Annotated in this window: 11 protein-coding genes; 10 read left to right on the forward strand and 1 reads right to left on the reverse strand. The window is 27.8% G+C overall.

Annotated features, from left to right (window positions below):
* Nucleotides 1-190: 190 nt before the first annotated feature.
* From thiI to pth, 10 genes are all read left to right on the forward strand, one after another.
* Complete coding sequence (gene thiI, locus QN326_RS01260; RefSeq protein WP_041624672.1) at nt 191-1483, forward strand: tRNA uracil 4-sulfurtransferase ThiI; 1293 nt, start codon at nt 191-193, stop codon at nt 1481-1483.
* Between the two features lie 213 nt (nt 1484-1696).
* A complete protein-coding gene (locus tag QN326_RS01265) occupies nt 1697-2401 on the forward strand; it encodes a TrmH family RNA methyltransferase (RefSeq protein WP_011160519.1) in 705 nt (234 codons plus the stop codon).
* Between the two features lie 93 nt (nt 2402-2494).
* Nucleotides 2495-3049, forward strand: coding sequence for an inorganic diphosphatase (locus QN326_RS01270; protein ID WP_342386714.1), 555 nt, complete (start codon nt 2495-2497; stop codon nt 3047-3049).
* A 247-nt stretch (nt 3050-3296) separates the two neighbouring features.
* On the forward strand, nt 3297-3755 hold the full coding sequence (gene smpB, locus QN326_RS01275) for an SsrA-binding protein SmpB (RefSeq protein ID WP_011160521.1): 459 nt from the start codon (nt 3297-3299) through the stop codon (nt 3753-3755).
* A gap of 207 nt (nt 3756-3962) precedes the next feature.
* The gene (locus QN326_RS01280) at nt 3963-5819 is read left to right on the forward strand and encodes a DUF2779 domain-containing protein (RefSeq protein ID WP_342386715.1); all 1857 of its coding nucleotides are present in this window, start codon (nt 3963-3965) and stop codon (nt 5817-5819) included.
* Nucleotides 5820-6061: 242 nt separating this feature from the next.
* Nucleotides 6062-7135, forward strand: coding sequence for a transcription termination factor NusA (gene nusA, locus QN326_RS01285; RefSeq protein ID WP_342386716.1), 1074 nt, complete (start codon nt 6062-6064; stop codon nt 7133-7135).
* 5 nt (nt 7136-7140) lie between these two features.
* Nucleotides 7141-7398: a YlxR family protein gene (locus QN326_RS01290; RefSeq protein WP_011160524.1), complete on the forward strand. Its 258-nt coding sequence runs from the start codon at nt 7141-7143 to the stop codon at nt 7396-7398.
* A gap of 159 nt (nt 7399-7557) precedes the next feature.
* Complete coding sequence (gene infB / locus QN326_RS01295; RefSeq protein ID WP_011160525.1) at nt 7558-9417, forward strand: translation initiation factor IF-2; 1860 nt, start codon at nt 7558-7560, stop codon at nt 9415-9417.
* A 3-nt stretch (nt 9418-9420) separates the two neighbouring features.
* The gene (gene rbfA, locus QN326_RS01300; protein ID WP_011160526.1) at nt 9421-9762 is read left to right on the forward strand and encodes a 30S ribosome-binding factor RbfA; all 342 of its coding nucleotides are present in this window, start codon (nt 9421-9423) and stop codon (nt 9760-9762) included.
* Between the two features lie 301 nt (nt 9763-10063).
* Nucleotides 10064-10630 (forward strand): aminoacyl-tRNA hydrolase, encoded by a 567-nt coding sequence (gene pth / locus QN326_RS01305; RefSeq protein WP_342386717.1) that lies wholly within the window; start codon nt 10064-10066, stop codon nt 10628-10630.
* Between the two features lie 107 nt (nt 10631-10737).
* On the opposite strand, the gene QN326_RS01310 is transcribed toward pth, so the two are convergent.
* The gene (locus tag QN326_RS01310; protein ID WP_342386718.1) at nt 10738-12018 is read right to left on the reverse strand and encodes a hemolysin family protein; all 1281 of its coding nucleotides are present in this window, start codon (nt 12016-12018) and stop codon (nt 10738-10740) included.
* Between the last annotated feature and the right edge of the window lie 124 nt (nt 12019-12142).

A 12142-nucleotide genomic window follows, 5' to 3' on the forward strand; every position in this document is an offset into this window, starting at 1 on the left:
TGTATAAATTATAATTGCAGTATTTAAGGCAAAAACTTATCAATATGCAGTTGTATCACAAAAATAGTTATATTCATGTTATAATTAAGCTGTAAAAAGTTATTATATTTTAATATTTAAGTGTATAAAGATATTTAAATATAATTTATTCAAAAATATTCATACACAAAATATTGATGTGAGGAACTTTATGTATCAGAAAAAAATTTTAATTAGATTTGGAGAATTATTTTTAAAAGGAAAAAATAAAAAAGCTTTCATTAATACATTAAGACAATTATTACAAAATAAAATTAAAGACCTTTGCAACGTTCAAATGTATTTTAAACATGATTATGCTTATCTAGAATATATTTATGATGCAAGTTTAGAAAAAGAAATTCTTAAAAGATTATCTTATGTATCAGGGATTTCTTCTTTTGTTGTAGTAAGTCAAGCAAGTAGACAATTAGATGATATTGTTCAAAAAGCTTGTTTATTGTTGCAAGAAAAAATTACAAAAAATACTTCTTTTAAAATAGAAACCACTAGAAAAGATAAAAGTTTTGCTTTAAAAAGTTTGGAACTTACCCAACAAATTGCTCCTTTAATTTTAAAGCAGTTTGAAGGTAAATTAATAGTTGATGTTAAAAATCCTCAAGTTATTTTACATGTTAGTATTAGAAAAGAAAACACTTATCTTTATTTAAAAAGTGATGAAACTCAAGCTTTAGGAGGGTTTCCTGTTTCTTCTGGTGGTGGAGGAACTGTTTTGATGAGTGGTGGTATTGATTCTCCTGTAGCTGCTTATTTGGCGATGAAAAAAGGTATTACAGTAGAGTTATTACATTTTGAATCAAGCCCTTTAACTCCTTTAGAATCAATCCAAAAAGTAATTGATTTAGCTAAAGTTTTGAGTCGTTATGCTTTTGGTAATCAAATTAAATTGCATTTAGTGCCTTTTAGATATTTGCAAGAAACAATTACTAAAACAGTTCTAGATTCTTATATCATTAATGTTATGCGTCGGATGATGTATCGTTTAGCTTCTCAATTTGCTTTTCAAAAAAATCATTTATGTTTAATTAATGGTGAATCAGTAGGACAAGTAGCAAGTCAAACTTTGGAAAGTATGCAGACAACTACTCAAGTAACGAGTATGACTATTTTAAGACCTTTAGTTACTATGGATAAAAATGAAATAATTAAAATAGCTAAACAAATTGATACTTTTGATATTTCTATTCGTGCTTTTCATGATTGTTGTACTCTTTATTTGCCTCAAAATCCCACCACTAAACCAACTATTCTAAAAGCTAAAAGAGAAGAGCAAAAAATAGATTATTTTCCCTTATTAAATGATGCTTTGCAAAATACAATTACTCTAAATATAGACCAACATTTGCAATTTAATATCTGTGATTATGGTTTTTTTGATGTAAAAGAAGCAATTAAGCATTTTTGCGAACAAAATCCAGAGCAAACAATTGTAAGTCAATATTAAAATACAAAAGATAAAAAACAATTCAATAAAATAATATTCAATAAAATAATATTCAATAAAATAATATTCAATAAAATAATATTCAATAAAATAATATTCAATAAAATAATATTCAATAAAATAATATTCAATAAAATAATATTTAAAAAGAGCGTAAAATGCAAATTAATTTTATATTTTTATGCTTTACTAATTTCATTCAAAGGAACATTTATGATTACATCGAAACAAAATCCTACTTTTAAAAAATTAAAAAAATTACAATTAAAAAAATATCGCGATTTATATCAACAATTTTTAGTATATGGTGATCATCTCATTGAACAAGCACAAAAAAACAACGCTGTTGTTACCATTTTTACTTCTAATGAGGAAAAACCAGGGACTTTTATTGCGCCTTCTTTGATGAAAGAATTATCTCAAACTAAAACTGTCTTTGAGCAAATGGCTCTTTGCAAACCTACCTCAGAGAATAATTTATTGTCTGATAAAATTTTAGTTTTGGATGATATTCAAGACCCTGCTAATTTAGGAGCTTTAATGCGTTCTGCTAGTGCTTTTGGGTTTAATCAAGTTTTTGCCAGTTTTCATAGTGCTGATTTTTATCATGAAAAAACTATTAGATCAAGCCAAGGTGCCTTATTTTCGCTTTCCTTAAAAAGAGGCAATACTAAATCCTTTTTAGAAGAAATTAAAGAAAAAAACTATTCTATTTTTAGTGCTTTTCCCCAAAAAGCCAATATTACTATGGAAGATGCTAAAAAATATCCTAAAAAAGTATTAGTTTTAGGAAACGAAGGACAAGGGATTTCTTTGGAAACAGAAGCCCTTTCTGATTATTTTGTAAATATTTGCACTCAAAATGTCGAAAGCCTAAATGTTGCAGTTGCAGGAAGCATTTTAATGTATCTTTTGTAATTACCAAAGATAAAAATTTATTGCAAAAAAATAAAACAATAAAATATCATAAAACAAATTATAAAATAAATAAAATAATAAAGAGGTTTAAAAATGAATATATTACATGATATTAATCCTGAAAGAATTACCAAAGAAGAGTTTATAGTAGTTATTGAAATTTCTCAAGGAAGTAAAAAAAAATATGAGATTGACAAAGAAACAGGTCTTTTGTTGCTTGATCGTTTTTTGACAACTGCTTTTCGATATCCGATTAATTATGGATTTGTTCCTTTAACTCATTGTGAAGACAATGATCCTTTAGATGTTTTGGTGTTATCTCAAGAAATCCTAGATCCTATGACTTTGGTAAAATGTCGTCCTTTGGGAGTAATTAAAATGATTGATAATGATGAATTAGATGAAAAAGTAATTGCAGTTCCTGTTTTTGATAAGTATTTTTCTCATTTACAAGATTTAAAAGATATGCCTTCGCCAATGATTGCAGAAATTAAGCATTTTTTTGAAAATTACAAAGCTTTGGAAAAGAAAAAAGTAGTTATTGAAGCTATACAAGATAAACAAGCAGCATTTAGTGCTATTGAAACAAGTCTTTTAACTTATCAAAAAGTTATTAAACCTTCTTTAAAGAAAGAAAAAAAGCAATAAAAACCTTCTTATATTTTTGCAAATAAAGTTTATTTGTGTTTTGCCTCCATATCATTTTTCAGTTTTAATAAGGCTCAATTGTAATTAAATTATTTCATTAATATTTGATTAAAATGTTTGAAAAGAAAAGATTTGACAATAATATTGGTGATAAATATACTGTACAACAAACTTATTTTTAAAAAAACTTACTAACTCAAATTTGATTATTGCATTTATTTCATTTTGCAAAGGAAAAGTTTAAATTATGAAAACAATTATCACTAATAAAAAAGCATTTTATGATTATTCTTTAGAAAAGAAAAAATATCAAGCAGGAATCAAATTATTAGGAAGCGAAGTAAAATCAATTAGAATAGGAAAAATTAATTTATTAAACTCCTATATTCATATCAAAAATGAAGAAGCTTTTATAGTGAATATGACTATTTTAAAATATCCTTTTAGTTGTTGTTTGGCATATGATGAAAATAGAACTAAAAAGCTTTTGTTGCAAAAACATGAAATTATCCAAATTAAAAACAAAATTAAAACTGAAAAATTGTCTGTTATTCCTTTAAAAGTTTATTTTAATAAAAATTTAGTTAAATTAGAAATTGCCTTATCTAAAGGTAAGAAACAACACGATAAAAGAAATGCTTTAAAAGACTTTGATGCTAAATTGCGTATTCAAAAAACATTAAAAAACTTTAATCAAAAACAATAACCCTTAACCCTTGTATTTTTTAATGAATAAAAAACCAATTTTAAAAATCCCCAACTTAAATTGCTTAATATTTTGTATTTTTTTGTAGTTTAACAATAATTTATAACAATTAAATTTTTGCAATAATAATGATACAAAATAATCAATTATTTTGTATTTTTTGCTTTTATGCAGATATCAAATTAGACAATAATTAAGGACACATGAATGAAAATTTCTAAAACTCGTTTTATTAAGTTTTTAAAAGTTTTAAAATATTTGAATTTTAAGTTTTTGTATCAAAATAAATCTCAGTTTCTTTTGGATTTTTCCAATGAACTCAAAGATTTAATTAATGAAGAAACTTATGCTAAAAAACTTGCTTTTTTACAAGAAAATCTAAGCGAGCAAGACGAATATCAAGCTGTTTTAAACCAAAAACATTTAAACATTATGCAACCTTATTACAAACAATTAGAGCTTTTGGTAGGTTCTTATTTGGAAAAACATTTTCCAGGAGAAGTTATTTTTTCTTTGGAAACTTATCAACAAAAAAAGTTTCAAATGAATAAACAAGGATATCAATTTTATTGTTTTTTAGATGGATATCAAGAAGACAAAACTACTATTCGTATTTTTGAAACTAAAACTACTACTAGCAAAAAATTCTTAAAATTGCAATTTGTAAACGATAACAAAGAAAAAATGCCCTTTTTCCATTATACAAGTCCTAACACCTTATCACCTTTTTGCAAGGGCTCCAATCAAGACAACCCATCTTATCAAAAAAAAATGCAAACTTTTTTTAATCCCAAATCACAAGAAGGAAAATACATCTATGATTTAACTTATCAAAGATGGGTAATTGAAAATAATTTAACTGAGGCACAAAAAAAGAAAAAAATAGAGTATTATTTGGTAGTTCTTAATTCGGATTATGTTTATGATTGCAAAAGTTGTAATGCGGCTTTGGATCCTAACTTGCTTACTTTTATTGATTTGACTTTGATTACACAACAAGGAACTCAAATATTAGAAAATGATGCCAATCTTTTAATTTCTTATTTGTCTTCAAAAACTAACAAGCCAAACGACACTTCTTCTTATTATTTGTTGCCTGAAAAAATCCTTCATTTTTATGAAAACATCCCTTCCAAAGACAGTATTTTTACTTATTTTTATAATCATTTAGGTTTTTTTGACTCCCAAAACAAACAAAAACACGAAACACAACAGTTAATTTTGCAACAATATTATCATGTTTCTGACATTCCTTTTGCTTGGTTGAATCGTTTTGATAACAAAGTGCAACAAAAAGTTACCCAAAAAAAGCTTCCTTATTATTGTTTTGATAAGATTAAAGCAGGGTTGCAAATTCTAAAATACCCTCTTTATTATTTAGATTTTGAGGCTTTTCCGTGTCCTTTTCCTAGATTTAAAGGCGAAAAACCCTATACTCAATCCTTATTTCAATTTTCACTTCACATCGAAAAAATCCCTGGTTTGTGCAACAAAGATAAAAATCACGTTTCTTTTTTGGCACCCGATCACGCCGATTACAGAAAAACCCTATTAGAAAAACTAACCAATGCCATTTTAGATGATGGAGGCTCCATTATTGTTTATCATAAAGCTTTTGAAAAAACACGCCTTCAAGAATTATCTTTGCTTTTTCCTGAATATTCCTTGCAAATCCAAAACATTATTGCGCGTATTTTCGATCTTAAAGACCTTCTAAAAGGCAGCAAAACTTTTTATCAAAACCTAGGATTTGATTCCGAACAAGCCGCAGGCATTAATTTTTATCATCCCCATTTGCAAGGTTCTTTTTCTATCAAAAAAATTACTCCTTTATTTTGCAATTTGAATTATCAAAATTTAGTTATTCAAAATGGTATTGAGGCTTTTTTAACTTATATTCAACTGCCTAAAATGTCTCCTTTGCAATTTCAAGCGCAATTTCAAGCCTTAGAACAATATTGCAAACAAGATACTTGGGTAATGGTAGAAATTTTGAAAGGACTTATCAGCCAAACCCAAAAACCTAATTTCTTATATTTAACTCCTAAAGATATTGTCCAATAGTCAAATTTATTATTTTTATCTCCTTTTTACTCACAAAATTCCTTAAGGATGCATAAAAAATTGTTATTTGCCTTGGGAAATGATATAATTATATTATGAGTTATTTTTTTTTCATCAAAAGATAAAAATGGTGCTTGTAACAAATCACTGTTTTTTTATTTTGTATCTGGTTTTAGTTGGTTGCGTTTGTTAATGTTAAATTCGCCCACATCTAACAAGATGCATTTACTAGGAGGTATCGTTTGATTAGTAAGAATTTTTTTAAACTTTTAGATAAAATCGCTCAAGAAAGAGATTTAGATAAAGACCAAGTTATTGATGCTTTTGCTAAAGGATTGATTTCTGGTTGCAAAAAAAATCATAAAGTTAAAAGCTGTAAAATCGAGTTAAAAGAAGACAAAAGCGAAATTATTTTATATAAACAATTTTTGGTTGCCGACGAAGCTACTATGAGCACTATTAATTTAAAAGAGTCAACTCCCATTACTCTTGAAGAAGCCCAACAAATTAAGCCTCATGCCAAAATAGGTCAAGTAATTGATATTAAAGTTGATCCTAAAGATTTTAATCTATACGCTGTCAAAGAACTTAAAAATCAATTCAAAGAAGAGCTTACCAAAAAGAAAAGAGAAAGCATTTATAATTTTTTCAAACAACAAGAAGGCAAATTAATTAGCGCTAAAATTATTTCGGAAAACGATAAATTTTATAATTTGGAATTAGAAAAAGAAATTACTACCTTGCTGCCTAAAAAAGAAATTGCTTCCAATAATGAAATGCAAGTAGGCGAAAGAATTCAAGTTTTTTTGTCAGAAGTAAGAAAAACTACTAAATGGCCTAAGATTTTTGTCAGTTGTAATCATGTGGGACTTGTAGTTAAAGTGTTAGAAGAAAATATTCCTGAAATCCAAGAAGGCATCGTTAAAATTGCAGGGGTTGCCCGCATTTCTGGCGAACGTACCAAAATTGGTTTATTGTCCTGCGACGCTCAAGTAGATGCCATTGGCTCTTGTATTGGCGAAAGAAGTAACCGTATTAAAAATGTTATCAAAATCCTTAAAGACGAAAAAGTTGATTTATTTGTTTGGAGCGACGATCCCCAAGAACTTATTGCAAATGCCCTCAAACCTGCTTCATGCCTTCAAGTTGTCATCAAAGACGACATTAACAAATACGCTCTTGCAATTGTTCCTGACGACCAATTTTCTTTAGCGATTGGTAAATTAGGTAAAAATGTTAAATTAGCAGTGGAAGTAACTAAGTGGAATATTGATATCAAAACCTTAGATCAAGCCCAAAAAGAAGGATTAATTTAATTGTAATGACTGTTTTGCGAACTTGTATAGTTTCTAAAAAAATTCAAGATATCAAAAAAATGATTAGAATAAATAGCACTAAACAAGGAAAAGTAGCTGTTGATTTTAATTTAGCACTTCAAGGAAGAGGAGCATATCTAACTTTAAAACTTGAATATGTTATTTTGTCGCAAAAAAAGAAACTTTTAGATAAAAAACTCAAAACCAAAGTTCCTGAAGAAATATATCAAACTCTTTTAAAATTGATTGCTTTACAAACTTAGTAAACATTTTTATATTTTATTTATGCATTTTTCCATCTTTGAAATATTTTTTGTTCACTTCACACTTCACATTTTTTATTTTTTGCCCAATTTATTTTTTATGTTGCAATCTTTTATTTTCATGCATTAAAAATTATTAAAATTAAAGGAGGGATGTAAATGACCCTTAACAAAAAAACAAATAATGAAAATTCATCCAAAACTACCCCTAAATTATCCAAGGAAACGGATTTGCGAAACGATTTTGCTAGTAAAAACTATGTTTTTAATCCCCAAGACAAAGTTTTTCAAATCGCTCAAGTTTTTGGCATTACCAGTGCTGTTTTAATTAAAAAATTATTACAATTAGGACTTAAAGCAGATGTTAATCAAACCTTAGAAAAAGATATTGTTGAACTTTTAGCCAAAGATTACAATATTCAAGTAAGCGAACCCCAAGAAAAACACACCCCACCACAACTTCAACCGCAAACGCCTTCCCTCACTAAAACCAAACCCAACCAAAAACTTAATTTGCAAAAAAAATCGCCCATTGTAACTATTATGGGACACGTTGACCACGGCAAAACTACCCTATTAGATGCCATTCGAAAAACTCGTGTAGTTGATCAAGAATTTGGAGGCATTACCCAACATATAGGAGCTTATCAAGTTGAATACCAAGGCAATAAAATAACTTTTATTGATACTCCAGGACATGAAGCTTTTGATAAGATGAGGGCTAGAGGAGCTAAAATTACTGATATTTGTATTTTGGTAGTAGCAGTTGATGATTGTGTCAAACCACAAACCTTAGAAGCCTTGAAGCACGCCCAAAAAGCCCAAATTCCTATTATTGTTGCTTTAAATAAAATTGATAAACCCAATAATAACACACAACAAATTATGCAAGAATTATCTAGTTATGATTTGTTGCCTGAAGAATGGGGCGGCACTACTCCTTATATTGCTATTTCTGCTTTAAAAAGAGAAGGTTTGGAAAAAATATTAGAAATTATTCTTTTAGTTAGTGAAATCCAAAATTTACAAGCTAATCCCGATCAAAAAGCTCAAGGAACAGTTATTGAGGCAAGCCTTGATAAATCTTTAGGACTGGTGGCTACTTTTATTGTAAGTGATGGCAACCTCAAAGTAGGCGATATCGTCGTTGCTGGAGCTTCTTATGGAAAAATTCGTTCCATGGAAGATGAAAACAAAAAAAAACTAACCAAAGCCTTACCTTCGCAACCTGTGCGTGTTGCAGGATTAAAAGAAGTGCCTCAAGCAGGAGATATTTTTTACGCCGTTGCTAATGAAAAACAAGCACGCCAAATTGTAGCCGAAAAAAAATCCCAAACTAAAGAAAATTTAGCCAAAACCCTTTCACCTCTTAATTTAGAAGATATTTTACAAGACTTAGAAACCGAAAAACCGCAAGAACTAAATATCATTTTAAAAGCTGATACTCAAGGAAGTTTGGAAGCGCTTCAAGGTATGATTGCCAAAATTAAAGTATCTGATCTTAAAGTGCAACTTTTGCGCGCTGCTGTTGGCACCATTACAGAAACAGATATTGCTTTTGCCAAATCATCAGACAGTTTGTTAATAGGCTTCAATATCAAACCTGCTTCTTCCACACTCAAATCTGCTCAAAGACAAGAAGTAAAAATTACTATTCATAATGTTATTTACCGCATTATTGAAGATATTGAACAAAAATTAAAATCTATGATTAAGCCTACTTTTGAAGAAGTGGTTACTGGTAAAGTAGAAGTAAGAAAAATTTTTAATATCAGTAAAGTTGGCAATATTGCTGGTTGTTATGTGACACAAGGTATTGTCAATAATAGCGATTTTGCCAAAGTAATGCGCAATGATGAAGTTTTATTTAAAGGTAAAATTGCATCCTTAAAACATCTCAAAGACAACATTAAATCTGCCAAACAAGGTTATGAGTGCGGCATTTTACTTGATGGTTTTAATGATTTTGAAATTAATGATATAATAGAAACATCTAAACTAAGCAAAGTAGAGGAATAAAAAATGGTAACAACAGCTGAAAGATTGTCTAGTCTAATTCAAAAAGAATTGGTGTTAATTAATGATGTTATTCAAGACGAACAAATAGGATATATTAATTTAACCGATGTTAAAGTAACAAAAGACTTGTCTTTTGCTAATGTTTATTACACTATTTTAAGCGATGATCCAACTGTTTTGAAATTAACAGAAGAAACTATTGAACAAAATAAAGTTGTTATTCGGTTGGAATTAGCTAAAAAAATTAAAAATTTTCGTAAAATACCTGATTTAGTTTTTAAATATGATAAATCTTTATCTTATGGACGCCGTATAGAAAATATTTTAAAAGATATTAATAAATAATTCTTTCTTTGTTATTTGTTTCAATAATTTATATAAGAGATGCTTTAATAAAGGCGTCTTTTTTCTTTATTGGCGTTGGTATTTTGTTATCTTTGTTATTAAAAATAATTTGCGCACAAAATAAAAAAATTAAAATCACTTTTCTTTGTGCAATTCCAAAAAATAATGTAATTAGTAAAATAATTCAAATATATAATTGCAAAAATAAATTTGCAAACGGCTTTTGTTTTGCTTTTTTGCTTTTGCTTATCATAAATAATAAAATGAAATAATAAAACACAACAAAAAGAAAGGAAAAACGATGAAACTTATTGTAGGTTTGGGCAATCCAGGTACCAAATTTGTAAACACTCGTCATAATGTTGGTTTTGCTGTTGTTGATTCTTTTTTAAGTCAAAATAAATATCAAATCTTGAAGGAAGACAAAACCGCCCACATTTATCAAATTAATTTTAACCACCACCAATCATTATTGATTAAACCACAAACGTATATGAATTTATCAGGTGAAGTGGTAAAAAAAATTATAAATAAATATCGCATTAAGATAGAAAATATTTTAGTTATTGTAGATGATATTTATTTGGATGAAGGCAAATTAAAGTTAAAAATGCAAGGTGGTCATGGAGGGCATAACGGATTAAGGAATATTATTGATCGTTTAGGCACTAAACAATTTAAAAGGTTAAAAATAGGAGTAAGTTTAGATTCTTGCATTCCTTTGGATCAATATCTTTTAACGCCTGTCAATGCAAGCAGTCAAAAAAATATTTTAAAAAACATTAATATTATTAATAAAATTATATTTAATTTTATCCAAGATGTGGATTTTAATATTTTAATGAATGGGTATAATTCTAAACTTTGATTTTGTATTACCCATTATTATTTATTTGAAAATAAATGATTTCTTAATTGAACAAATTTATAAAGGTATAAAAAAAGAGCAAATATGAAAATATTTGCTCTTTTTATTTATTTTATTTCTTCTTGTAAATCTATTTTTGTGATTTTGATTTGAGAAATTACTTTATCATTGTGTTTTAAGATTGTAAATTTAAAATTCTTGTAAATGATTTCGGTATTTTTGTCATTTGGTTTGGGGAATCTTCCCAATTGTCCTATTAAAAAACCACTTAAAGTATCATAATCTTCAGTGTTAAATTCTAATTTAATTGCTTCTGCGACCTCTTCTAAATCAGCAAATCCATTAACAATATATTCATTTTTGGCAACTTCTTTAATCATTAGCTCTTCGTTGTCGTATTCATCCGAAATTTCACCTAAGATCTCTTCAATTAAATCCTCAAAAGTAATTATTCCAGCTGTGCCACCATATTCGTCAATTACTATTGCCATATGGGTTTTGGTTTTTTTCATTTCGCGGAAAAATTCATTAGTATTTTTTGTATCTGGGACCAAATAAGGTTTTCTAATGAATTTTTTCAAATCAAAAATTTTATTTGGGTTTGAGGACATTAAATAATTAAAAATATCTTTAACATGTAAAATGCCTATAATATTATCAATACTATTTTCATAAACTGGAAAACGTGTGTATTTTTCATTTTGGATAGTTTTAATTAATTCTTTTTTGGTAATTTCAACATCAATTGCAACTACTTCGGTGCGGTGGCGCATTACTTCAGAAATGTTTGTGTGATCAAATTCAAAAATATTTTGAATCATTTTATTTTCATCTTTGTCAATGATTCCTTTTTGATAACTTGAAGTTAACATTAAGCGTAGTTCGTCTTCTGAGACTTGTATGCTATTTTTGTTAGGATTTAGTCCGAAAACAATAAGAAAAAGATTACTTACTTGAGTCAAAATCCAAACCAAAGGCGTAATTAACCAAGCAATTAAGGAAATAGAACCAGAAAAAAGATAAGCAATTTTGGAAGGTGCATGCATTGCTATGCGTTTAGGAATTAATTCTCCAAAAATAATAGAAAGGGTAATAATTAAAGCCTCAATTCCGATGTTATGTAATGAAAAATGCCCTTCTGTTTCTCTTAGCCAACAAGATGTTACAATATTTCCTTGAAAAAAAGTAATGATGTGAATCATAATTTGAATTACTGATAAAAAAGTGGTTGGTTTGGCTTTGATTTTTTTGACTCTTAGAGCATTTTTATTGCCCTTTTTGATATCTAATTCAATTTTGCTTTCGTTAGTAGAAATAAAAGATATTTCGCAAGCTGCAAAAAAAGCATTTAATGCGATTAAAATAATCAATATGACTATCGGATTCATAAGAAAAAACACCTTTTGGCATTAATGCACATTTTTTTATTTGCTAAATTTGATTTTTTACCCACAAACGTCTTTTTTTCAAAGATCTTTATTGTGCTCAATTTTATACTATCACTATCGTCCA

The sequence above is a fragment of the Candidatus Phytoplasma asteris genome, from assembly GCF_038505995.1.
In the GTDB taxonomy this organism is placed as follows: Bacteria; Bacillota_I; Bacilli_A; order Acholeplasmatales; family Acholeplasmataceae; genus Phytoplasma; species Phytoplasma asteris.